The sequence below is a fragment of the Okibacterium endophyticum genome (assembly GCF_054780075.1).
This window is the reverse complement of sequence record NZ_BAAGXA010000004.1, coordinates 58,441-81,086: the sequence shown is the minus strand read 5'-3', so window position 1 is coordinate 81,086 and position 22,646 is coordinate 58,441. Positions and strand designations below refer to the sequence as shown.

20 protein-coding genes are annotated in these 22,646 nt (G+C 66.5%); 14 read left to right on the top strand and 6 right to left on the bottom strand.

Annotated elements, in window-relative coordinates; genetic code table 11:
* Nucleotides 1–34 precede the first annotated feature (34 nt).
* Genes ACYVF5_RS02820 through ACYVF5_RS02810 form a run of 3 tightly spaced genes read right to left on the bottom strand, consistent with a single transcriptional unit; the run spans nt 35 to nt 3,485 of the window.
* Entirely contained in the window at nt 35–1,258 is a 1,224-nt protein-coding gene (locus ACYVF5_RS02820) for a DUF4350 domain-containing protein (protein ID WP_460943114.1), read from the bottom strand.
* On the bottom strand, nt 1,255–1,911 hold the full coding sequence (locus ACYVF5_RS02815) for a DUF4129 domain-containing protein (RefSeq protein ID WP_460943112.1): 657 nt from the start codon (nt 1,909–1,911) through the stop codon (nt 1,255–1,257). The genes ACYVF5_RS02820 and ACYVF5_RS02815 overlap by 4 nt, the downstream gene beginning before the upstream one ends.
* 2 nt (nt 1,912–1,913) lie before the next feature.
* Entirely contained in the window at nt 1,914–3,485 is a 1,572-nt protein-coding gene (locus ACYVF5_RS02810) for a glycerophosphoryl diester phosphodiesterase membrane domain-containing protein (protein WP_460943109.1), read from the bottom strand.
* A gap of 221 nt (nt 3,486–3,706) precedes the next feature.
* On the opposite strand from ACYVF5_RS02810, the gene mtrA reads away from it, so the two are divergent.
* From mtrA to secA, 6 genes are all read left to right on the top strand, one after another.
* Complete coding sequence (mtrA, locus tag ACYVF5_RS02805) at nt 3,707–4,390, top strand: MtrAB system response regulator MtrA (RefSeq protein WP_460943107.1); 684 nt, start codon at nt 3,707–3,709, stop codon at nt 4,388–4,390.
* A gap of 63 nt (nt 4,391–4,453) precedes the next feature.
* On the top strand, nt 4,454–6,127 hold the full coding sequence (gene mtrB / locus ACYVF5_RS02800) for an MtrAB system histidine kinase MtrB (protein WP_460943651.1): 1,674 nt from the start codon (nt 4,454–4,456) through the stop codon (nt 6,125–6,127).
* On the top strand, nt 6,124–7,842 hold the full coding sequence (locus tag ACYVF5_RS02795) for an LpqB family beta-propeller domain-containing protein (RefSeq protein WP_460943105.1): 1,719 nt from the start codon (nt 6,124–6,126) through the stop codon (nt 7,840–7,842). The genes mtrB and ACYVF5_RS02795 overlap by 4 nt, the downstream gene beginning before the upstream one ends.
* Nucleotides 7,843–7,985: 143 nt before the next feature.
* Nucleotides 7,986–8,672 carry a ComF family protein gene (locus tag ACYVF5_RS02790; protein WP_460943103.1) on the top strand — a complete coding sequence of 229 codons (687 nt, stop codon included), beginning with the start codon at nt 7,986–7,988 and terminating at the stop codon, nt 8,670–8,672.
* Nucleotides 8,673–8,793: 121 nt separating this feature from the next.
* Nucleotides 8,794–9,456 carry a ribosome hibernation-promoting factor, HPF/YfiA family gene (gene hpf, locus ACYVF5_RS02785; protein WP_460943101.1) on the top strand — a complete coding sequence of 221 codons (663 nt, stop codon included), beginning with the start codon at nt 8,794–8,796 and terminating at the stop codon, nt 9,454–9,456.
* A 247-nt stretch (nt 9,457–9,703) separates the two neighbouring features.
* Entirely contained in the window at nt 9,704–12,559 is a 2,856-nt protein-coding gene (gene secA, locus ACYVF5_RS02780) for a preprotein translocase subunit SecA (RefSeq protein ID WP_460943099.1), read from the top strand.
* Between the two features lie 238 nt (nt 12,560–12,797).
* Here the strand turns inward: secA and ACYVF5_RS02775 are convergent, their stop codons facing one another.
* Entirely contained in the window at nt 12,798–13,256 is a 459-nt protein-coding gene (locus ACYVF5_RS02775; RefSeq protein ID WP_460943097.1) for an Rv3235 family protein, read from the bottom strand.
* 211 nt (nt 13,257–13,467) lie between these two features.
* Here ACYVF5_RS02775 and ACYVF5_RS02770 point away from each other — a divergent pair, with 211 nt between their 5' ends.
* Nucleotides 13,468–14,061: a hypothetical protein gene (locus ACYVF5_RS02770; protein ID WP_460943095.1), complete on the top strand. Its 594-nt coding sequence runs from the start codon at nt 13,468–13,470 to the stop codon at nt 14,059–14,061.
* Nucleotides 14,062–14,067: 6 nt separating this feature from the next.
* Here the strand turns inward: ACYVF5_RS02770 and ACYVF5_RS02765 are convergent, their stop codons facing one another.
* A complete protein-coding gene (locus tag ACYVF5_RS02765; protein WP_460943093.1) occupies nt 14,068–14,358 on the bottom strand; it encodes a helix-turn-helix domain-containing protein in 291 nt (96 codons plus the stop codon).
* 126 nt (nt 14,359–14,484) lie between these two features.
* On the opposite strand from ACYVF5_RS02765, the gene ACYVF5_RS02760 reads away from it, so the two are divergent.
* From ACYVF5_RS02760 to ACYVF5_RS02735, 6 genes are all read left to right on the top strand, one after another.
* A complete protein-coding gene (locus ACYVF5_RS02760) occupies nt 14,485–15,120 on the top strand; it encodes a hypothetical protein (protein ID WP_460943091.1) in 636 nt (211 codons plus the stop codon).
* Between the two features lies 1 nt (nt 15,121).
* The gene (locus tag ACYVF5_RS02755; RefSeq protein WP_460943089.1) at nt 15,122–16,351 is read left to right on the top strand and encodes an AAA family ATPase; all 1,230 of its coding nucleotides are present in this window, start codon (nt 15,122–15,124) and stop codon (nt 16,349–16,351) included.
* A gap of 205 nt (nt 16,352–16,556) precedes the next feature.
* A complete protein-coding gene (locus ACYVF5_RS02750) occupies nt 16,557–17,942 on the top strand; it encodes a cytidylyltransferase domain-containing protein (RefSeq protein WP_460943087.1) in 1,386 nt (461 codons plus the stop codon).
* Complete coding sequence (locus ACYVF5_RS02745) at nt 17,912–18,784, top strand: N-acetylneuraminate synthase family protein (RefSeq protein WP_460943085.1); 873 nt, start codon at nt 17,912–17,914, stop codon at nt 18,782–18,784. The genes ACYVF5_RS02750 and ACYVF5_RS02745 overlap by 31 nt, the downstream gene beginning before the upstream one ends.
* The gene (locus ACYVF5_RS02740; protein WP_460943083.1) at nt 18,781–20,115 is read left to right on the top strand and encodes a DUF6716 putative glycosyltransferase; all 1,335 of its coding nucleotides are present in this window, start codon (nt 18,781–18,783) and stop codon (nt 20,113–20,115) included. The genes ACYVF5_RS02745 and ACYVF5_RS02740 overlap by 4 nt, the downstream gene beginning before the upstream one ends.
* Nucleotides 20,115–21,608: a sensor histidine kinase gene (locus ACYVF5_RS02735; protein ID WP_460943081.1), complete on the top strand. Its 1,494-nt coding sequence runs from the start codon at nt 20,115–20,117 to the stop codon at nt 21,606–21,608. The genes ACYVF5_RS02740 and ACYVF5_RS02735 overlap by 1 nt, the downstream gene beginning before the upstream one ends.
* 134 nt (nt 21,609–21,742) lie before the next feature.
* On the opposite strand, the gene ACYVF5_RS02730 is transcribed toward ACYVF5_RS02735, so the two are convergent.
* Entirely contained in the window at nt 21,743–21,991 is a 249-nt protein-coding gene (locus ACYVF5_RS02730) for a WhiB family transcriptional regulator (RefSeq protein WP_018190103.1), read from the bottom strand.
* Nucleotides 21,992–22,222: 231 nt separating this feature from the next.
* Between ACYVF5_RS02730 and ACYVF5_RS02725 the strand changes: the two genes are divergently transcribed.
* Nucleotides 22,223–22,645: a hypothetical protein gene (locus ACYVF5_RS02725; protein WP_460943078.1), complete on the top strand. Its 423-nt coding sequence runs from the start codon at nt 22,223–22,225 to the stop codon at nt 22,643–22,645.
* The last annotated feature ends 1 nt before the right edge of the window (nt 22,646 follow it).

Genomic DNA, 22,646 nt, shown 5'->3' with positions numbered 1-22,646 from the left:
TCGGTTGGGAGTGTGTTGTGTCGGCTTCTGCCGGTCATCGTCTGTGGGGTGATCGCGGGTCGACGGCGTCTGACACCGCATGCTCGAGGTTCTGCAGGGCGTCAGACACCTCGATGAGGTCGCGCTCCGTCTGGACGGGCCGGTCGACGAGCACACCGCGAACCCCCGGTGTTCCCTGCCCGAGAGCGGATGCCGCGGCATCCGCCACCTCGTACACACCCGCCTGGTCTGAGAGCCCGAGCATGGTCGCCAGACGTGCCGTCGCCCCCACGCGAAGGGCGTCAGCCGCCCGCACGCGTGACGCCGTGCGCTGGTAGAGCCTGGCCCGCCCCTGCATGGTCTCGCCCGCCCGCACGGTGACGGGGAGGTCTTCGATGACGATCGGCCCGAAACGGCGGCCCCGCCAGAACATCGCGACGAGCGCTGTGATCGTGAGCAGGGAGGTCACGGGCACAAGCCAGTTCGGAGTGAGCTGCTGCAGCGTCGGCGGCCCCGTCGCCTCGACATCGGCGATCGTCGGCAGGTACCAGACGAGGTTCTCTTCAGCTCCGAGCAGTCCGAGCGCCAGGGCGGCGTTGCCGTAGTCCACGATCGCGTCGTTGGTGAACGGCGCAGTCGGCCCGACGACAGCGATGTGGTCGTCGACGACCAGGGCGAACCCGCCCGTCTCTGACTCGAAGCATCCCGTCGCGTCTGAGGAGTCGTCGATCGCGAACGTCGCGCCGCCGCTGATCGTGCTCGCTCGCTCGGCAATCGCCTCGTCGCACGATGCGCCGAGCGAGGTCTCTTCGCTGTAACCGGCGGCACGGACACCGGGCAGCAGGTCGTTCAGCTGCGTGAACGAGGGCGAGATGGCGACGGTTCGCTCGGCGGCGTCGACCAGGTCACGCCGGCGTTCGGCGTCGAGATAACCGTTCGGGTCGTAGAAGGCGAGGGTGGCGTCGTCTTCGAGCGCCGCGCGGGCCTCGTCGATGTCGTCCGCGACGGTGACGGCGACGCCCTCGGCACGCAGCACCTGCAGCACCGCACGTGCGCCCTCCGGCGCTGCACTGTCGCCGTCGAGCGGTGCTCCTGAGCCCGTGCCCGGGTTGGTGAGCACCGCAGACGCGACGACGACCAGGCCGCAGACGACAGCTGCTCCGACCCAGAACATCCCGCTCCTGAGAAAGGAGCGCACACGTGGCGTCGTGACGGCTGTGCCCCCGTCGTCGCCGGTCTTGTGTGTGTCTTCTGCCGGACGCGTCGATGTCGTGCTCACGAAGGGGCGCCAGAGGTGACGGGCTCGTGAGAAACGGGTGCGCGGTGTGCGAGACCGTCGTCGAGAGCGCGCACATGCCGATAGTGCGCCTCGGTCGCGGTGCGGCCCAGGTATCGGGCACCGTCGAACTCGTCTGCGGCCGTTGCGAGATCTTCAGCCTGGTCTGGGAACGACTGGGCGGCGCGGCTCGCGAAATCGTGGGCGGTGGTGCCGGGCGACACCATCACCACGGTGCGTTCCGCGAGCCCGCGTGCGACCGCACGGTACTGCTCTATGACCGCCGTGTTGAAGTCCCCGCGTTCCGCTGCCTTCTGCGCAGAGGCCCTCAGCTCAGATGCGGAGCGCCTGTCATCGTCGCCGAAGAGCACATCGGCGACGCTGCTGCGCCTGTTGATGCGCGGAACACCCCAGATGACGATCGCGACGATGATGCCCGCGATGACGAGTCCGACGACCGCGACGAGGAGCCAGTCGGCGCCCACGGCGGCGCCAGGGGTGAACACACGCTGGAGCCACTCGAAGAACGCCTCAGAAATGATGTCGAACAGGGTCGGCTGCGCCGCTGCGTACTCGGGTTTCGAGAGCTCTTCGGTCAGCAGATCGCGTGCCTCCGGCGCATCGGGAACGACGGGGACGTCGAACGGGAAGGGCATGATCAGCGCTGTTCCCGTCGGCCATCGGTCTCACCGTCGCCCGCCGGCGGCTGTGGCGGGTACTGCTGCTGTGCGGGCGGGTACGGTGGCCCGGGCGGATGCTGCGGCGCCTGTGGATGCTGCGGCGCCTGTGGCTGCTGCGGCGCCTGTGGCTGCTGCGGATAGGGCGCCGCGGACGGGTATCCCTGGCCCGGATACTGCTGGGGCGGGTGCTGTGACGGATATCCCTGACCCGTGTGCTGCTGTGGCGGGTACTGCTGACCCGTGTACTGCTGACCCGGGTAGGGCTGACCCGGGTAGGGCTGGCCCTGGTACTGCTGTGGCGGGTACGCCTGGCCCGGACCCGGGTATGGCTGGGGCGGGTACTGCTGGCCCGGGTACGGCTGCCCCGGGTATGGCTGCCCGGGCGCGGGAGGAACCGGCGCACGCGGCGTGCGAGGTGCGGAAACGTATGGATCGTCCACCGCTTCGCCGGTGTTCCTCGCTTCGACGAACCGGATGAGCTCGAGGTCGAGGCCTTCTTTGCGCATACGCAGGTCGATGTAGATGAGGGCTATCGCCGCAGACATCACAACCGTCGAGATGGCGCCGAGCACGAGTGAGATCACGATCGTCAGCACGTAGAGCACGGCGGGAAGGACGAAGTCATCCGGCGACACACCGGTGGGGGCGAGCACCGACATGCTCATGATGAAGAGAAGATACACGGGCGTGATCACGATCTGCGCCACCGTCGACACGATGAACGAGACCAGGAACTGCACTCCGAGGGTCTTCCAGAAGTAGCCGTTCGTCAGCGACCACGAACGCCTGGCCGCCGCGAAGACGCGCTCCTTCTCGAGCACGATGATGCTCGGCGTCAGCGAGAGCTTGATGCCGATCCAGATCGCAAGCCCGATGACGGCGAGCGTCGCGAGGATGGCCAGGATCACGGCGACGGCGACGAAACCGCCTCCGAGGGCGGAGAGGCCCCAGACGACCCCGACGATCACGGCGAGGGTGACGACGAGCACACCTGTGACAACGAGCATCCACCCCAGCAGCGCGCCGAGCCGTGGCCACGCGGCCTTCCAGACGGCGCGCATCGTCAGCTTCTCGCCGAGAGTGGATCGTGCGACCTCGACGACGATGATTCCCTGCAGAAAAGCGGATGCCACAAGCGAGAGGACAACGGGGATGAGGCTCGCGAGCAGGATGGCGGTGACCGAGCCCGCTTCAACCGTGGCTTGGTCTTCAGGTGCTGCGCTGATGATGCGCGCCGTCGCCCACCAGGTGGCGAGGCCGATGACGATGACCGTGACGACGACGGTGATGGCCTGCACGAGCAGCGCGCTGCCGAACGTGGCCTTCGGATTGCGACGCAACGTCTGGAACGGTGCTCCGAGCAGGGTGCCGAAGCCGAGGGGGCGCAGCGGGATCAGGCCGGGCTTCGGCGGCGGGGTCCAGCCCTGCTGTCCGCCATACGGCACGTGTGGGGCACGCGGTTGCGACCCGTTCGGGCCGCCGTCAGCGCCCGCCGGGCCCTGACCGCGCGAGGTTTCTGTTGGCGGATGCCAGTCCTGGCCGTAGGTCACGGAAGCGACTCCTTGTCGTCGAGCCTTGCGAACGCGGTGAGCTCTTTTATCGTGTCATATGCACGGTCGTCGTGGGGCATCATCGAGGCGCGGATGTGGACAAGCGGCCGATTTCGGGTTCTACCGACTAATCTTGAGCGAAGCAACGCGAGCTTGCGCTGCGGGTGAGCCATGACTCACACCCGAATCACAGACGATGCAGGCAGATCGGAACGAATTGCATGAGCGCACGGATTCTTGTGGTCGACGACGACACGGCCCTCGCCGAGATGATCGGAATCGTGCTCCGCACCGAGGGGTTCGAACCGTCCTTCTGCGCTGACGGCTCGTCTGCCCTCGAGAGTTTCCACGAGAACAAACCCGATCTCGTGCTGCTCGACCTTATGCTCCCGGGTGTGGACGGCATCGAAGTCTGTCGTCTGATCCGGCAGGAGTCCGGCATCCCGATCCTGATGCTGACCGCGAAATCGGACACGGCGGATGTGGTGAAGGGCCTCGAGTCCGGCGCGGACGACTACATGGTGAAGCCGTTCAACCCGAAGGAACTCGTTGCCCGGATCCGCACCAGGCTTCGCCCCCCTGCGCCGCAGCAGAGCCAGGAGGTGTTGCAGGTCGGTGACCTCAGTCTCGACGTGGCCGGTCACGAGGTGCGGCGTGGCGACAGGAGGATCAGCCTGACCCCACTCGAGTTCGATCTGCTTCTCGCGCTCGCCGAGAAGCCCCAGCAGGTGTTCACCCGCGAGATGCTGCTCGAGCAGGTATGGGGCTACCACTACAAGGCAGACACCAGGCTCGTGAACGTGCACGTGCAGCGCCTGCGCGCGAAGGTCGAAGACGACCCGGACAACCCGAAGATCGTGATGACTGTGCGCGGCGTCGGATATCGCGCCGGCACGACCGGCTGAGCGATGATGGCCACAGGGTCTGCCGGGCGGTTCGTCGGCGCCAGGGGCCAAGGGGTCGCGGGCATGAGGCTGCGCAACTGGCGCAGTTGGCCGTCTCGGGTCGTGCACAGCTGGCACCGATCCCTGCAGTTCCGCACGGTGGTCGTCTCGCTCGGGCTGGCACTGCTCGCCGTGCTGATCTCGAGCGTCTATATGTCGTTGTCGATCGGCAACGACCTGTTCCAGTCGCGCGCAGATCAGGTGATGCGCGACACCGCACGGGCGACGACGTCTGCGCAGCGTATCCTCGACGCCTCGGACGCCGAGGACAGGGTCGCCGTGCAGGACCTCATGAGCTCGGTGCGCACCGAGATCGCCCAGGCCTCGCCCAGCAGGCTGGTCGCCGTCTACCGTGTGCCGGGGCAGGAGCCGAGCACCGTGGCGCCGCAGGACTTCGAGAGTCCCGGGCTGCAGGGCGTGATCAGCGACAGCATGCGGCAGACCGTGCAGAACAATCCAGACGAACAGTGGTGGCAGTCTGTTGTGCTCGACGTGAACGGCCAGAAGTCCCCTGGCATCGTCGTGGGCACCCAGATCTCGTTCCCAGAGGGCGGACGCTATGAGGTGTACGTCGGGCACGACCTCAGCGACACCGAGCAGACGCTCCTGTTCGTGCAGCGCACCCTGACGATCGGCGGTATCGCGCTGCTGCTGCTCGTCGGAGCGGTGGCCTGGGTGGTGGTCAGGCTCGTCGCCAGTCCGATCAGGATCGCGGCAGAGACGAGTGAGAAGCTCGCGGACGGCGACCTCGAGGTGCGCATCCCGGAGCGCGGCGAAGACGAGCTCGCCACTCTCGCACGCTCGTTCAACGGCATGGCGGACAGCCTGCAGTCGCAGATTCGCGAGCTCGCCGACCTGTCACAGGTGCAGCAGCGGTTCGTCTCGGATGTCTCACACGAGTTGCGCACACCCCTCACCACGATCCGCCTCGCCGGCGACGTGCTCTTCGACCAGCGCGACGACTTCGCACCGGCCACGGCGCGAACGGCGGAACTTCTGCACACCCAGACGCAGCGCTTCGAGGTGTTGCTCGCCGACCTGCTCGAAATCAGCCGGTACGACGCGGGGTCTGTGCATCTCGATGCCGAGCAGACCAGTCTCGTCCACCTCGCCGAGGGCGTCATCGATGAGATGGCCGCGGTCGCCGAGCAGAAGGGGTCGGACATTCGGCTGGTGGCCCCCGGCGGGTATTCCAACGTCGAGATGGACTCGAGGCGCATCAGGCGCGTGGTGCGGAACCTGCTCGGGAACGCCATCGAGCACGGCGAGGGCCGCCCCGTTGTGGTCGCCGTCGACAGCAACGAGCAGTCCGTCGCGCTCTCGGTGCGTGATTACGGCCTCGGCATGACCGAGGACGAGGTCGAGCGGGTGTTCGATCGTTTCTGGCGGGCCGACCCGTCGCGCAAGCGCACCATCGGAGGCACCGGCCTCGGGCTCGCGATTGCCCTCGAAGACGCTCAGCTGCACAATGGCACTCTCGAGGTCTGGTCGAGAAGCGGAGGCGGGTCGCTGTTCAGGCTCACACTCCCGCGCACACGGGAGGGAGTCGTGCAGGTGTCACCGCTCCCGCTTGTGCCGGATGACGCAGACGGCACAACGCCGCAGTTCGACCTCGCGGACGACCAGACGCACAACAACGACCGCGCCCACGATGGCGGCGGGGCGGGTGTGTCGGACACGGACGAGGAGCAGCGATGAGGCGGCAGGGCATCCACCGACGCGAGTGCAGACGGCCGACGGCATCCGTCTCGGTCATGCTGCTCGTGATGGCGCTCGTGACAACCGCCTGCGCCGGGATTCCCCGTTCCGGCGCCGTGCAGGAGGGTCGCGTCAGCCCCGGAGACTCCGAGGTCGAGGTCGAGGTCGAATACAAACCAGCCAGCCCTCAGCGCGATGCGACGCCCGAGCAGATTCTGCGCGGGTTCATCGAAGCGGCGTCGAGCCCCGCCAACAACTACGCGATCGCGCGCGAGTTCCTGGCGCCAGAGCTCGCGGAGGACTGGAACCCGGATGCCGGTGTCACCGTCGACCAGCAGTCGCGCCGGGAATACATCGAAACCAGCCCGACGACCATGAGCCTGCGGGTCATCCCGGTCGCCGAAGTCGACGGCAACGGGCTCTACAGTGAGTTCTCGAGCGAGAACCCGATCACACAGGCTTATGGATTCAGCGAGGTCGGCGGCCAGTGGCGGCTGAGCGCCGCGCCGAACGGCGTGATCCTCGACCCGATCAAGTTCGTCGACGTGTTCAGTCCGTATTCGCTGAGCTTCTTCGACCCCACGTTCAGCTACCTCGTGCCTGATCTGCGCTGGTTCCCGTCGCGAGCGTCAACGGGAACGCGGATCGTTCGCGCCTTGATCGACGGTCCGAGCGAATGGCTCGCCGTGGCCGTGTCGACGGCCTTCCCCGAGGGAACCGCGCTGACGAAGAGCGCTGTGCCTGTCGAGGGAGGCGTCGCCGCGGTCGACCTCAACAGCGAAGCCCTGCAGGCCGACCAGCGGACCCTCGAACTGATGCAGGCGCAGCTCGTCTCAAGCCTGGTCGGTGTGACGACGATCAACGCCGTGTCGATCTCGATCGACGGGAACGTTGAACAGATCGACACGGTGACACTCGACTCGCCGCGCGTCGACCCGCGACCGCTCGTCTCGTCAGACAACGGGTTCGGTTTTCTCGGCGGCGGCGCCATCGAGCAGATTCCCGGCATCTCGGGGTCGGTCGAGGAGCTCGCACCCATCGCGGCGACCCTCGGCGCGGATCACACCCTCGCAGCTGTGCAGTCCCGAGAGGGAGGGGTGTACTCGGTGCGGCCCGGGTCCGACAGCGTGCCGGTCGACCAGCGCCCAGGGCTCATCGCGCCGGCACTCGACGATCGGGGCTACATCTGGTCTGTGCCCGAGACGGCGCCCTCCGACCTGCGGGCCTTCGGCCCCGACGGCGAGACGTTCCCCGTGACGACGAGCTGGCCGGACGCCTCGACGATCACCTCGCTCGCGCTGTCACGCGACGGAACCCGGATCATCGCCCTGCTCACGGTCGGGGAGCAGAACCGTTTTCTCGTCGCGGGCGTCGAGCGCACACCGGACGGAGCTCCGATCCGCCTCGGCGAACCGATCGAGCTCACCGTCGGCGACGGCCAGCCTCTCAGCGCCACCTGGGTCGATGACCTGACCGTGGCATCGCTGACGCAGACCGATGACGGCTCGACAGAGATCACAAAACAGCCCATCGGCGGACAGTCAGAGCCGGTCGCGCCCCTCGAGGGAGCCGTGATGCTCGTCGGAGGCAACTCCGCCCAGCAGTTGCGTGCTCTGACGGCAGACGGTGACCTCGCGCTTCGCAGGCCGACGGCGTGGCAGACGATGGCGACGGGGATCGGGTTCATCGCCACCCAGCTCGGCAGCCCACGGTGAGCCGTGCCGGGTGCGCGTCGTCGTTCGGGCGCCACCCCTGACCCTGCTGTGTCCGGTTCTGCACACCTGAGCCGACGGCATCCGGTTCTGCACGGGTTGCCGTCCGCCTCCCGCGCTGTCTCTCCGTCGGGCACTCTCTTCGTATGGCACGCCACGCCTCTCCGCTCGCCGAGGCCGTCACTCTCGTCTCTCACGCACTCCGGTCCGCGCTCGGGGTACTCCTGCCCGTCGCGTGCGTCGGCTGCGGAACACCGGATGCCGCGGTGTGCGACGAATGCCTGCCGCGTCTTCGCCCGCGCACAACTGTCAGGATCGTGGCTGGCGGCATCCGCGTGTGGTCAGCCCATGAGTACAACGGCGTTGTGCGGGCGGCGATCCTCGCGCTGAAGAACGAGAACCGGACGGATGTCGCAGGGCCGCTCTCCGGCCTGGTCATCAACGTGCTCGACCTGGCGCTCACCGATCTGCGGACAGAGGGGCTGACGGGCGAGGTCTGGCTGGTGACGATCCCGTCGACGCGCGCGGCCTCGAGGCGGCGCGGTTACCATCCGGTGCAGACGGTGCTGAGGCGAGCGGGACTGCGGGCCGCGCCCGTGCTCAGGCACGTCGTCCAGCCCGCAGACCAGGTCGGCCTCGGCAGCGTGTCGCGTCGCGAGAACCTGAGGGGAACACTCGCCGCCCGCGGTTCTCTCACGGGCCGGCAGGTGTTGGTCGTCGACGACGTGGTGACAACGGGTGCGACGGTCGAGGAGGCCTGCTCGGCGCTCACCGAGGCCGGGGCGGACGTGTGCGGCGCGATCACACTTGCGTCGACCCCGAAGCTCCTGTGAGTCGCATTGGCAGATTCGCAAAGACCGGTGACTTCGACTGCGACGAGGACTACGGTTGCCCTAAAGGCGTGAAGGACCGCCCTGATATCAAGGCGGCACGCCGAATCGAGGGAGGTCTTTCGTGGAAACGAACATCGTCGGATTTGGCGTGGGAATCACTGATCGTTTTCGTGATTACGTGGATGAGAAATCTGAGAAGATCGCCCACCTGGCCGATCGTGCCATCGCGTTCGAGGTGAAGGTCAGCCGTCACAATGACAAAGCGGGCAAGCCCGGTGACGATCGGGTCGAGCTCACGATCATCGGTCCGGGCAAAGTGGCCAGGGCCGAAGCGCAGGGGGCGGACAAGTACGTGGCCTTCGACCTGGCCATCGCCAAGCTGCTCGAACGGGTACGACGGGCGAAGGATCGCAAGAAGGCGATCAGGGGAAAACAGCGCACCTCGCTTCACGACGCCAGCGCCGACGGGTTTCCCGGCATCGGAGTCCAGGTGGCGAGTGCCGACTCGATCTCAGGCCTCACAACGGGCGAGATCGCCACCGTCGACGCACAGGCGGAGCCAGACGATGAGTACTCGCCCGTGGTGATCCGCGAAAAGGTGTTCCCCGCGGAATGGATGACGGTCGACGAGGCCGTCGACCGGATGGAGCTCGTCGGTCACGACTTCTTTCTCTTCGTCGATTCCAAGACCGATCGCCCGAGTGTCGTGTATCGGCGCAAAGGCTGGGACTACGGTGTGATCGGGCTCGACGAAGACGCGTCGGACACGAGAAAACGCGCGTAACTGCGGCCACCGTGCGCCGCCGGCCATAACGCTTTCGCTGGTCGGCGGCCCCGGCCGTCTGCGGCATCCGCCCGCGTCACGGGCGTCGAACGGATGCCGCTGGGAGCGAAACGTCGTCGGTATCAGCGCGCGCAAAGGGTCGCAACGCTAACATGGGTACCGGTGTCGACACCCGTGTCGGCAGCTCGTGCAACACGGCACGGTCGCGCACGAGAGTGCGTCTCTCAGATCAAGTGGAGTGCAACAGGTGGCCTCAGTACTAGAGAAGGTTCTTCGCGTCGGTGAGGGCCGGATCCTCAAAAGACTGCAGAACATCACAAAAGCCGTCAATTCGCTCGAAGACGACTTCGCGGAGCTGAGCGACGACGAGCTGCGCAACGAGACGACACAGCTGCGCGAGCGGTTCGAGAGGGGCGAGACCCTCGACGAGCTGCTGCCAGAGGCGTTCGCCGCCGTCAGAGAAGCCGCGAAGCGCACACTGGGCATGCGTCCCTTCGACGTGCAGATCATGGGTGGCGGCGCCCTTCATCTCGGCAACATCGCCGAGATGAAGACCGGTGAGGGCAAAACGCTCGTCGCGACCCTGCCCGCCTATCTCAACGCGATTGCCGGCAAGGGCGTGCACATCGTCACGGTCAACGACTACCTCGCGAGCTACCAGTCCGAGATCATGGGTCGTGTCTTCCGCGCTCTCGGAATGACAACGGGTGTCATCGTGTCAGGGCAGACTCCCGCGCAGCGCCGCGAGCAGTACGCGGCAGACATCACCTACGGCACCAACAACGAGTTCGGCTTCGACTACCTGCGAGACAACATGGCGTGGCAGTCGAAGGATCTTGTGCAACGCGGGCACTACTACGCCATCGTCGACGAGGTCGACTCGATCCTCATCGACGAGGCGCGAACACCGCTCATCATCTCTGGCCCGTCGTCAGGCGAGGCGAATCGCTGGTTCACCGAGTTCGCGCGTATCGCCAGGATGCTCGTCGAGGGTGAGGACTACGAGGTCGATGAGAAGAAGCGCACAGTCGGTGTGCTCGAACCCGGCATCGAGAAGGTCGAAGACCACCTCGGCATCGACAACCTCTACGAGTCGGCGAACACACCGCTCATCTCGTTCCTGAACAACTCGATCAAGGCCAGATCGCTCTTCAAAAAAGACAAGGACTACGTCGTGATGAACGGCGAGGTCATGATCGTCGACGAGCACACGGGGCGCATCCTGCAGGGACGCCGCTACAACGAGGGCATCCACCAGGCCATCGAGGCCAAAGAGGGTGTGACGGTCAAGGCCGAGAACCAGACACTGGCGACGGTGACCCTTCAGAACTACTTCCGGCTCTACGAGAAGCTCTCGGGCATGACGGGAACGGCCGAGACCGAGGCCGCCGAGTTCATGTCGACGTACAAGCTCGGAGTTGTGCCGATTCCGACGAACAAGCCGATGAAGCGCATCGACCAGTCCGACCTCGTCTACAAGAACGAAGAGACGAAGTTCGCGCACGTCGTCGACGACATCGTCGAGCGCCACGAAAAGGGCCAGCCCGTGCTCGTGGGAACGACGAGCGTCGAGAAGAGCGAGTACCTCTCACGCCTGCTCGCGAAGAAGGGCGTCAGGCACGAGGTGCTCAACGCGAAGAACCACGCGCGTGAAGCGGCCATCGTCGCACAGGCCGGTCACCTCGGTGCCGTGACCGTGGCCACGAACATGGCCGGTCGAGGCACCGACATCATGCTCGGAGGCAACGCGGAGTTCCTCGCCGTACAGGCGATGAACGAGAGGGGACTGAACCCCAACGACACACCTGAAGAGTATGAAGCCGAATGGGATGCCGTCTTCGACAGCGTCAAAGAGAAGGTCGCCGAAGAGGCCGAGAAGGTCATCGAAGCCGGAGGCCTCTATGTGCTCGGCACCGAGCGCCACGAATCGCGGCGTATCGACAACCAGCTGCGCGGTCGTTCGGGTCGTCAGGGTGACCCGGGCGAGAGCAGGTTCTATCTGTCGCTGACCGATGACCTTATGCGCCTGTTCAACTCGGCTGCCGCCGAGTCGCTTATGGGCCGCGGCGGAGTGCCGGACGACATGGCCATCGAGTCGAAGGTCGTGAGCCGCGCCATCAGGAGCGCCCAGGGTCAGGTCGAGACACGCAACGCCGAGATCCGCAAAAACGTTCTCAAGTACGACGACGTCCTCAACCGCCAGCGTGAGGCGATCTATGCAGACCGTCGACGCATCCTCGAGGGCGACGACCTGCACGACCGCGTGCAGAGGTTCCTCGAAGACGTCATCGATGAGGTGCTCGACGTTCACACGGGTGAGGGCAACGGCGACGACTGGGACTTCGACGCACTGTGGGTCGACCTCAAGACGCTGTACCCGATCACCCTGACGATCGACGAGGTGCTGGCAGAGGCCGGGCAGCGAGGCCGCATCAACCGCGAGTTCATGCGCCGAGAGATCCTGTCAGACGCCAGGCTCGCATACGAACGTCGTGAAGAGCAGCTCGGATCAGAGGCGATGCGCGAACTCGAGCGTCGTGTTGTGCTCCAGGTCGTCGACCGTCGCTGGCGCGACCACCTCTATGAGATGGACTACCTGAAAGACGGCATCGGCCTGCGCGCCATGGCACAGCGCGACCCGCTCGTGGAGTACCAGCGCGAGGGTTTCAGCATGTTCCAGCAGATGATGGGGCAGATTCGCGAGGAGTCGATCGGCTACCTGTTCAACCTCGAGGTCGAGGTCTCGAAGCCGGAGGCCGCGGGCGAAGTCGCCCCGACGGTCGTCGCCAAGGGACTCGCACGACCAGACGGCGAAGACGAGAAGCTCAGCTACTCGGCCGCGAACGAGGGCGGCGAGGTCGAGGTGCGCAACCAGAAGGGGCAGATCGAGAAGGCAGCCACCTCTCGTGCGCGTGCGGCGACGGCATCCGGTGGCGCGCAGCAGAAGCAGCGCCCCGCCCCGGGGCAGCGGCCCGTGGCGCCCCCACAGGCTCCGAAGCAGCCTGCCGCACGCGGTGCGTTCGGCCAGAAGGATGCAGACGCGCAGTCCGCCGGCGGCAACCGCGCGCAGCGTCGAGCGCAGGAACGCAAGAACAAGGGGTGACGCAGGCGTTCGAGACGAGCCTCCCACCGCGCTCGGCGCCGCCTTCACGCGAAGCTCACACCAACCTCGTCGTTCGGCCGCGGTGTGCGCCGTCGCGCCGGTGGAGCCCACGTCGGGGCTGACCGGTGCGCGTCGCCGAGCCCGCACGCGGCCCGCTCGCGCCAGCTCTCGGCCTGGCTCAGTGCGCGTCGGCCTGGCTCAGTGCGCGTCGGCCTGGCTCAGAGCACGTTGATCTGGCTCAGAGCACGTTGATCTGCGTAGCGCGCCAGCGCCTGTCGAGGCCCTCGAGTCTGATCGCCACGGCACGCGAGCGGGGTTTGGCGTGCACCATGACAACCGCCTCGATGACGTCGTCCCGCGGTCTCGATGTTCGGATGCGACCGACGTGCAGAATCGGCCGCTGCGCCGCGACTCCCTTCACACGACGCGCCCTCGCCGCGAGCACCTGGCGTTTGAGCAGGTGCAGATAGACCTCTTCGGTGACCCAACGCGAGAGCTGCTCGAGTTCGCGCGCACCGGCGAGCACCTCGATCACGCTTCTGGTCAGGTTTTGGAGCAGAGGCTCGGGCGGTGGAAGCAACTCGGCGGGAGTGGGCTGGTGGCCGAAGAACTCCTCGGGATCATAGTCTCGGGGATCGTAGTCTCGAGCGTCAATGCGCTGCGCGGCGCCCGAGGGGTTTCTTGTGCTGTGGCTCATCGCTGGGATTCCATCGTCTGTGTGAGGAACGGGTGTTGTGCAGGCCCTGCGTCCCCGAAACGCCGTATACCCCTGAACGCCGTGCACCCCCTGAACGGGGGACCAGAAGGTGCTGCAACTCAACCAGCTGTGAGTGCTGCTTGTAAAGCACCGGTTGCGAATTGTGGATAAGTCGCACGAGCACGCGGTGACTCGGGCTAGGGTCGCTGCCATGCGGTGGGACAGCCTCTTCGACGATCTCGAGAGTCAGCTCGAGCACGAGCTGCACACGGAAGACCTCGATCTCGCTGCCGAGGAACACCGCCTGCGCCTCGGCCGGCTCACGCTGCGCGATCGGCTTATGGCCCTCGTCGACGATTCCTCAGGGCGGGGGATATCCGTCGAGCTGGTCACGGGCGAGTCGGTCACCGTGGTGCCCAGGACGTTCGGGCGCGACTGGTTCGCCGCCGACCTGGTCTCGCCGCCGGCCGCCTCGCGGGCCTGCATCGTGCCGCTCGACGCGATCACGGGAATCGTGATCCCGAAAGACCGGATCACGAGGAGCATCCGCGTGAGTGACACCGATCAGAGCGAACCGCGTCTGACAGACCGGATCGGCATCGCATTCGCTCTGCGCGACCTGTGCAGGCGGCGCAGCTACGTGAGCATCCATGCAGCAGGCGGAGTGCGACGGGGCACCATCGATCGAGTGGCGCGAGACCACGTGGACATCGCCGTGCACGAGCCGGGAACCGCTCGCCGCGAGCGAGAGGTGGCGCACCATCGGGTCGTGCCGCTCGCGCACATCGCGCTCATCACGATGTGAGGGTGCTCAGCCCCGTTCACGCGGCCGGGTGATCCTGCCGGCGGCCAGTTCGGGAATGCCGGCGAGGTCCGACTGCTCCCAGAGGCTCATACGGCGTGCTTCTTCGTATTTTCCGTCGATGTACTCCTCGAGCACCGTGCGTTCGATCCTCCAACGCCGCGGTGAGCCGAGGCGGATGGCCGGGAGTTCGGCCGTGCGCACCAGCTCAAGCACCTCTGCCGCAGAGATGTTGAGAATGTCCGCAGCGTCGGCGACGGTGAGAAAGCGGCCGACGGAGTCGGGCGAGACCGTGTCCATCTTCTGATTATCGTCCTGTTGCCTGTGGAGAGAAGACATCTGTGGATAACTTTCCCGGGTGTGTCCGAAACTTGGCAGCATGGAGGAGCGCCGCTGCTGCGGCAGGACACACGATCAGGAGTGAAGATGGCGAAGACGCAGCCCCTCGCCCCTCAGGGGCAGAAGAGACGCAGACGGTTCTGGGTCGACCCGCGGTTCGGAATCGGCGTGGCCCTCGTGGTGGTGTCGCTCGCCGGCGTCTGGTTCGTCGTGAGCACCGCGACGACGTCGACTCCCGTCTATGCGGCGGCATCGACCCTCTCGGTCGGCGACACGGTGACCGCCTCTGACCTTGTGGTCACACACGTACAGCTGGGCGAGGCGGGCGGCAGATATGTGGCGGATGGAGAACTTCCCGATGACGGCGCGGTGATCGTCCGCACGATCCTCAAGGGCGAGCTCGTTCCGCAGTCGTCGGTGGGCAGCGAGGCGGAGCTGAGGACGAGCGCCGTCGTCGTCGAGACGAGCACGTCGCTGGCTGCCGCCGTCGAACCCGGAGCGCTCGCCGACATCTGGACAGCGGAACGAGACGGCCAGGGCGACTTCGCTCCTCCCGTCGTGACCGTCTCCGGCGCATCGGTCGCGCGTGTCATCGAAGACAGCGGGATGGTGACGGACGACGGTGCGAGCGTCGAGCTGCTTGTACCGAAAGGCTCGGTGGCCGCCGTGCTCGCCGCGATCGCGCGAGGTGACGCCGTGTCGATCGTTCCGGCCGGTTCCTGAGATGGTCACCATCGTGACGGCGCTCGGCCGTGCCTCAGAAGAACATCTTCTGCCTGAGCTCATCAATCGCGGGCACCGCATCGTCGGCCGAGTGGGTGAGGGCGAGGACACGATCGACGTGGCTCTCTCCGTTCGCCCTGCAGCGCTCCTCATCGACTCATCGCCGCAGCGTCTCACGCGTGACGTTCTGTCGACCTGCGACGATCTCGGCATCCGCACGATCGCGGTCGCCGAGACCGAGCGCGGCAGGCGCAACGCCGCAGCCCTCGGCCTGTACGAGGTGTACGACTCGCACGCTCCCGTCGCCGCGCTGCACAGCATGATCGACGAGGGGGCGCCGACCTGGCCGGACGAGGCGAAAGCGGGGCGGGTCTTCACCGTCTGGGGTCCACACGGCGCCCCTGGGCGCACGACGGTGGCCGTCAACCTGGCGGCGGAACTCGCCGCGGCCGGGCATCGGGTGGCGCTCGTCGACGCAGACACCCATGCAGCGTCGGTGGCACCGATGCTGGGGATGCTCGATGAAGCACCTGGTTTCGCCGCGGCCTGTCGCCTCGCGGGCCAGAACGCGCTCAGCCTGACCGAGCTCGACCGCATCCATCAGCCGTATGCCGTCGGCCGGGGAGAGCTTCGAGTGCTCACCGGCATCACCCGCGCCGCACGATGGCCGGAACTCGGTGCAGAGCGCGTCAGCTCGACCCTGACGCTCTGCAGGCAGTGGGCGGCGTTCGTGGTGGTGGACGTCGCAGCGAGTCTCGACCACGATGAAGAGATCTCGACAGACCTCTTCGCCCCGCGCAGGAACGCCGCCACCCTCGCCGCCCTGCGTGCCGCGGACCGGGTGATCGCCGTCGGATCCGCTGACCCTGTCGGCCTCTCGCGGTATCTGCGCGCCCATGCGGAACTGATCGAGGTCGTGCCGGAGGTACCCGTCACCACGATGATCAACAAGGTGCGAGCGACGATCGCCGGTCTCAACCCCTCTGGCCAGGTCGCGCTCACGCTCAGCCGATTCGGCGGAATAGACGATCCCGTGATCGTGCCGCACGACCTTCGAGGCACGGATGCCGCACTCGCGGCAGGCCGTGTCGTCAGGGACGTTGCACCTCGATCCCATGCCCTCGCAGCTCTTCGCCGGTTCGCGACGGCAGAGATCCTGCCGGCCGTGGCGCAGCCCGTGCAGCGCAGGGCTCGCCGTCGCCGAGGTGTGACAGCGGCAACCGCGAGCTGAGCGCGGAGGGCAGACCGGCCGGCAGCGGAAGTCCGGTTCGGATCCCTCCCGCTCGAGCCCGTTCTCGAGCAGCCAATCCCGTGCTCATGGCCCGCGTACACCCGCCGGTGTCAATCGCGACAGCATCCGTTCACCCTGTCGTCACCATTCCGTTCACACCGAGGCATACCGTCAGAGGGATGCGAATCGGTGAAAGGCGGATGCAATGGATGTGATCGCCGTCATCCCGGCCCGCGGAGGTTCTCGGGGAGTCATCGGCAAGAATCTGCGAATGGTCGGGGGAGTGACACTCATCGAGCGCGCGGTCAGCGCTGCGGGCGCGAGCGCCTTCATCGACAGTGTGGTCGTCACCACTGACGATCCGGCCATCGCCGCCGTCGCTCGCGACGCAGGCGCCCGTATCGTGCAGAGGCCGGCAGACCTGGCGGGCCCTGTCGTCTCGTCTGAGACCGCGCTGCTGCACGTGCTCGACCAGACGACTGTGCGGTCGGGCGGCACGGGCGAAGACGAGCCGTCGATCCTGGTGTTCATTCAGGCCACATCACCGTTCATCGACCCGGCAGACATCGACCTGGCGATCACACGCGTTCGCACGGGCGAGAACGACGTTGTGTTCTCTGCTGCCGAGACGCACAGTTTTCTCTGGCGCGAGACGCCGGCGGGCGCCGAAGGAGTCAACCACAACGCCGCGGTGAGGCCGATGCGCCAGGAGCGAGAGCCGCATTACCGTGAAACGGGTGCGTTCTACGTGATGCGCACCGAAGGGTTCCGTGAGGCGGCGCATCGTTTCTTCGGAAGGGTAGGTGTGCAGGTGGTGGATCCCAGGGGCGCCATCGACATCGACACCGTAGCCGACCTCGAGATCGCTGACCTCATCGCGCCGGTCATCGACGCGAAGCCGCGTCGCTCGGCCGCCGTCCCGCCCCTTCGAGCTGTCGTCACCGATTTCGACGGTGTGCACACAGACGACAGAGCCCACATCGGTGCAGACGGATCTGAGTTCGTCACGGTCAGCCGAGCAGATGGCATGGGAGTGCGGCTGCTCCGTGAATCCGGACTCGAGGTCCTCATCCTCTCGACGGAGCAGAACCCGGTTGTCGGCGCGAGGGGGCGAAAGCTCGGCGTCGAGGTGCTCCAGGGGGTCTCGGACAAGGCGGATGCCTTGCGTGGCTGGGCTGCGCGGCGCGGCGTGCCGCTCGCTCAGGTCGCATACCTCGGCAACGACGTCAACGACCTGGATGCCATGCAGCTCGTCGGATGGCCGGTGTGCGTGCCAGAGGCACCGGAGTCCGTTCGCTCGGCCGCGCGGATGATCCTGCGCACCCCCGGCGGACAGGGCGCTGTGCGTGAACTCGCCGACGGCATCCTCGACGCGAACGCCCGGCGCGGGCCGGCCGACCTCTCACAGCCGGCGCCACGCGGAGAGAGCCGCGAGCGCGGTGCGCCTGAGCAGGCGAGCGCGGCCGCACACGAACTTCTCGAGCGCCAGCGGAGCGCCGTCGACGAATCCCCACAGCTCGCATCATCCGGGTCACCCGCACAATCCCCACAGGAGGAATCATGGCCGTACGCATCGGCAGCTCATCGCTAGGTCCCGGTGAACCGGTCTACGTGATCGGCGAGATCGGGCTCAACCACAACGGCGACGTCGAGATCGCCAAACGGCTCATCGACGTCGCGGCGAAAGCGGGCGCGCAGGCGGTCAAGTTCCAGAAGCGCACACCCGCGATCTCGACACCTGAGCACATGAAGTCGACCCCGCGGGACACCCCGTGGGGGCGGATGACGTACCTCGAGTACCGCTATCGCGTCGAGTTCGAGCGCGAGCAGTACATCGAGATCGGCGACCACGCCACCATTCGCGGTCTCGACTGGTTCGCATCGCCGTGGGACGTACCGTCCGTGGAGTTTCTCGAGAGCCTCAACGTCGTCGCGCACAAGGTCGCCTCTGCGTCGGTCACCGATATTCCGCTGCTGCGGGCGCTCGCCGAGACGGGAAAACCCATCATCCTGTCGACGGGCATGTCGACCATCGAGCAGATCGACGAGGCCGTCTCGGTGCTCGCCGCGAGCCCGCTGGTCATCATGCACGCCACCTCGACGTATCCGCTGCCTCCCGAAGAGGCGAACCTGCGCACGATCCATACCCTTCAGGAGCGCTACGCCGGTGTGCCCATCGGCTATTCAGGGCACGAACGAGGCCTGCAGATCTCGCTCGCGGCCGTCGCTCTCGGTGCGGTGGCCGTCGAGCGCCACATCACTCTGGACCGCACCATGTGGGGTTCAGATCACGCAGCATCGCTCGAACCGCAGGGCTTCGAGCACCTCGTCCGCGACATCCGGGTGATCGGCGAGGCCATGGGAGACGGCGTCAAGCGCGTCTTCCCCGGCGAGCTTGCTCCACAGGCGAAGCTCAGACGGGTTACGGCTTGAGGGCCGACGTCCGGTTCGTCGTCGTCGCTGATTCGGACTCCTACGTCAAGTGGGGCGCTGCGCTCGCATCGAGGACACCGGCGCATTGGACGACCTCGCTGCTCGTCGTCGAGACACCGGTTCTGCCGAGCGAGAAACAGCTGGCTGACGCACTCGCGGGCAGTGACCTGACTCCGGAACGCGTCGCGGTGGTCAGTCTCGACGAGGCAGCGCGACGTATCGGCGAGCAACGGCCGGATGTTGTGCTCATCTCGGTGCGTGGGCCGCTCGTTCGTGTGGTCGTGCGCGCCATCGCGAAGCTCGACATTCCCCGGCCCGTGCTGATCTCGGGGCTCCCCGGCATCACCATCCCCGCCGCCCGAAAGGCCATCGCGTACCGTTCTCAGACAGACGTCATCGTGCTTCACAGCCGCCGCGAGATCAGGGACTTCAGTGCGCTCGCCGCCGATATGGGCATCGAGCAGCGGTTCGGCCTCGCGAGGCTGCCGTTCATCGCGTCGACGGATGACCGCCCGAGCGTCGGCGACGACGTCATTTTCGCCGCGCAGGCGAAAGTACCGAAGCCGAGGGCCGATCGACTCGCGCTGCTCGGGTGGCTCGCCGAACTTGCGCGCCGTCAGCCCGAAAGACGGGTGGTGATCAAGGTGCGTGCCGCTCAGGGCGAGCAGCAGACACACGCCGAAGAGTACTTCTACGCCGATCTCATCGGGGAGCTGCAGCCTCCGCCTCCGCCGAACCTCGTTGTGGAGGGCGGACCGATGCTCGAGCACCTCGTCAGGGCGAACGCTCTCGTCACCGTGAGCTCGACGGCGGTGATCGAGGCCATCGCCCGCAGCATGCCGACCATCGTGCTCGATGACTTCGGCATCAGGCGCGGCCTCATCAACACCGTTTTCATCGGCAGCGGGCTGTTCGGCAACAGCGACGACCTGGTCAACGGCCGGTTCAGGCATCCGGATCCCGATTGGGTGCAAGACAACTATCTTCACAACGACGCGGGCGAAGACGATTGGATGTTCGTCACTGACGGGTTGCTCGCCAGGCGTGCCGTCGAGGCGTTGCCGCTGAAGCCGCAGGCCACGGGTCGTCTCGGTTCGGGCCTGCGTCGTGCATGGGACCGCAAGAGCATTCTCGGGCCGTACGACACCTCGTTGTCCGGCACGATCGCCGTGATGATCGGCACGCCGGCACGCTGGGCGGTGCGCCGCATGCGGCGGGCGCGGGCGCGCATCCGCCGACGTGTGGGTACCCGGAACGGGGGTGTCGTGTCGAGCGCAGTTGACGCCGTGCCCCTCACAGTGAACGAGGGCACCCCGCATAGACTGGACTGATGTCGACGCTGAGTGACCTCGTTTACGCCCAGGGCCGCAGCAGCGCCCACGATGTCGACTGGCTTCACGGCCTTGTCGCAGACGCGCAGCTGCTCGCCGACCTGGCCTTCGCGGACATCGTCATCTGGGTGCCGACGACAGACGGCAGCTTCATCGCCGTCTCCCACTACCGCCCGTCGAGTGCGGCGACGCTGTTCTATCGCGACTTCGTCGGTCAGCCCGTCAAACAACAGTGGCGCGCGCAGGTCACCGAGGCGTTCGAGTCGTCTCGTGTGATCGATTCGTCTGCACCTGACTGGTATGAAGAGACACCGACACGCGTGCTCGCCGTTCCCGTGGTGCGGCGCCTGAACGCCACGAGCCCGAGCACCGCGGCCGAACCGATCGCCGTGCTCACCCGCCACACGAACCTCGGCGAGGCCCGCACGCCGAGCCGCCAGGAACTCACCTTCAACAACTGCGCCAACGACCTGTTTGAGATGATCTCCACGGGCGATTTTCCCGATCTCAGCGCGCCGACGGGGCCGCGGAGAGGCGCGCCGCGTGCGTCAGACGGTCTCATCCGTCTCGACGTCGAGGGCGTCGTCACCTTCGCGAGCCCGAACGCGCTGTCTGCCTTCAACCGGATCGGGTTCGACGACGAGCTCGAGGGGGAGTCGCTCGCCGAGGTGACGACACAGATCATTCCGGGCAAACAGGTCATCGACGAATCCCTGCCCCTCGTCGTCACGGGGCGCGCGCCGTGGCGCACGGACATCGAGCTTCAGGGCGTCACCGTGTCTCTTCGTGCGATTCCGCTTCGTCACCACGGGGAGCGGGCGGGCGCGATAGTCCTCTGCCGCGACGTCTCTGAGCTGAGGCACCAGGAACGTGAGCTGATCACCAAGGACGCGACGATCCGTGAGATCCATCACCGGGTGAAGAACAACCTGCAGACGGTCGCGTCGCTCCTGCGCATTCAGGCGAGGCGCGCGCACAGCGATGAGGCCAGAGACGCACTCACACAGGCGATGCGACGTGTTGCCGCGATCGCCGTTGTGCACGACACCCTGTCTGAGGGGCTCGCTCAGGACGTCAACTTCGATGACGTTTTCGAACGGGTGCTGATGCTCGTCGCCGAGGTCGCCTCGTCGCACAACACCACTGCTCACCCACACAAGACCGGAACATTCGGGGTGCTGCCGAGCGAATACGCGACACCTCTCGCCCTCGCGCTGACCGAGCTCGTCACAAACGCCGTCGAGCATGGCCTGGCCGGGCGCGAAGGCCAGGTCGAGATCGTCGCCGAGCGCAGCGACGTCTCTCTGAGCGTGCTCGTCAGAGACAACGGTGCCGGGCTCGCAGAGGGCAAGGTCGGCGAGGGTCTCGGAACCCAGATCGTTCGAACGCTGATCCAGGGCGAGCTCGGGGGCACGATCGACTGGCACACGGTGGTGGGGAGTGGAACCGAGGTGACCATAGACATGCCGCTCCGCTGGATCACATCGTCATGACGGTCAGGATGCCGCCCGGCCGTCAGTCGGGGGAGCGGGGATGCCGCGTCGCGCCCACAATCGATATCGGTGAACGACGGCGCGGACGCTCGGGTGTTCAGGTGTGTTGTGTGCGGATGCGACGGGTTCGAAAGCTACGAGGCGCGGCGTGCGCGTGCGGCGCGGCGCTTGAGGGCGCGGCGCTCGTCTTCGCTGAGCCCGCCCCAGACCCCGGAGTCCTGTCCGGTTTCGAGGGCGTATTGAAGGCAGATCTCGGTCACGGTGCAACGAGCACACACCGCTTTGGCCTTATCGATCTGGTCGACAGCTGGCCCTGTGTTGCCGACCGGAAAGAACAGCTCGGGATCGGCGGTGAGGCAGGCAGCTTTGTCGCGCCAGTCCATGGGGGTGCTCCTTTGTATAGCGGGGGAAACGACCGATATGGTCGATAAATGCGGGTAACCGTCGAATTGCAGGGTGGGTGGTCGATGGGAATCGGCCTGCTCACGACCCTGTGAGCGAAAATTCGACTTCAAATATGCTCCCATAGAGCTCTGGCCAAATCAAGAGATTTTGCAATGGATGTACCTGTGAATAACGTTCCTGACACCAATCGGCAACATTCGGGCGCTAGTATGCCCGGCCCTGAGCGGCCCGCCGGCCGGCGGCATCCGCTCGTGGGTGTTCTCGCCGGTGTGCTCGTGGTCGAGTCGCTCGCGATGCTGGTGCTCGCGGTTGTGGTCATCGTCGACACGCTGACGCTGGACGCAACTGCGTCAGCGATGCCGACGGCGCTCGCTTTGACCGTTCTCGTTCTGCTCGGCACTGTCTGGATCGTTGCCGTGACGATCGGCATGGTGCGCGTCGCGCCGTGGTCGAAGGGCGGGGCGCTGTACTGGCAGCTCATCCAACTGGCGATCGCCCTCGGCGCCTTCCAGGGCGTCTTCGCTCAGCCGGCGATCGGGTGGGCGCTCGTCGTGCCGAGTGTCATCGCGCTCGTGCTCCTCTTCACACGGCCGGTGACGAGGGCGCTTGCGCGCCAGACCCCGTACGGCTGAC

Bases quoted from the DNA above. Each gene is read 5' to 3' on its own strand.
- ACYVF5_RS02795 (WP_460943105.1), top strand. From the start codon at position 6,124: ATGAGGCGGCAGGGCATCCACCGACGCGAGTGCAGACGGCCGACGGCA.
- ACYVF5_RS02730 (WP_018190103.1), bottom strand. From the start codon at position 21,991: ATGGACTGGCGCGACAAAGCTGCCTGCCTCACCGCCGATCCCGAGCTG.
- ACYVF5_RS02765 (WP_460943093.1), bottom strand. From the start codon at position 14,358: ATGGACACGGTCTCGCCCGACTCCGTCGGCCGCTTTCTCACCGTCGCC.
- ACYVF5_RS02755 (WP_460943089.1), top strand. From the start codon at position 15,122: ATGGTCACCATCGTGACGGCGCTCGGCCGTGCCTCAGAAGAACATCTT.
- ACYVF5_RS02790 (WP_460943103.1), top strand. From the start codon at position 7,986: ATGGCACGCCACGCCTCTCCGCTCGCCGAGGCCGTCACTCTCGTCTCT.
- ACYVF5_RS02745 (WP_460943085.1), top strand. From the start codon at position 17,912: ATGGCCGTACGCATCGGCAGCTCATCGCTAGGTCCCGGTGAACCGGTC.
- ACYVF5_RS02750 (WP_460943087.1), top strand. From the start codon at position 16,557: ATGGATGTGATCGCCGTCATCCCGGCCCGCGGAGGTTCTCGGGGAGTC.
- mtrB (WP_460943651.1), top strand. From the start codon at position 4,454: ATGAGGCTGCGCAACTGGCGCAGTTGGCCGTCTCGGGTCGTGCACAGC.
- ACYVF5_RS02770 (WP_460943095.1), top strand. From the start codon at position 13,468: ATGCGGTGGGACAGCCTCTTCGACGATCTCGAGAGTCAGCTCGAGCAC.
- ACYVF5_RS02760 (WP_460943091.1), top strand. From the start codon at position 14,485: ATGGCGAAGACGCAGCCCCTCGCCCCTCAGGGGCAGAAGAGACGCAGA.
- ACYVF5_RS02775 (WP_460943097.1), bottom strand. From the start codon at position 13,256: ATGAGCCACAGCACAAGAAACCCCTCGGGCGCCGCGCAGCGCATTGAC.
- ACYVF5_RS02735 (WP_460943081.1), top strand. From the start codon at position 20,115: ATGTCGACGCTGAGTGACCTCGTTTACGCCCAGGGCCGCAGCAGCGCC.
- ACYVF5_RS02815 (WP_460943112.1), bottom strand. From the start codon at position 1,911: ATGCCCTTCCCGTTCGACGTCCCCGTCGTTCCCGATGCGCCGGAGGCA.
- ACYVF5_RS02725 (WP_460943078.1), top strand. From the start codon at position 22,223: ATGCCCGGCCCTGAGCGGCCCGCCGGCCGGCGGCATCCGCTCGTGGGT.
- mtrA (WP_460943107.1), top strand. From the start codon at position 3,707: ATGAGCGCACGGATTCTTGTGGTCGACGACGACACGGCCCTCGCCGAG.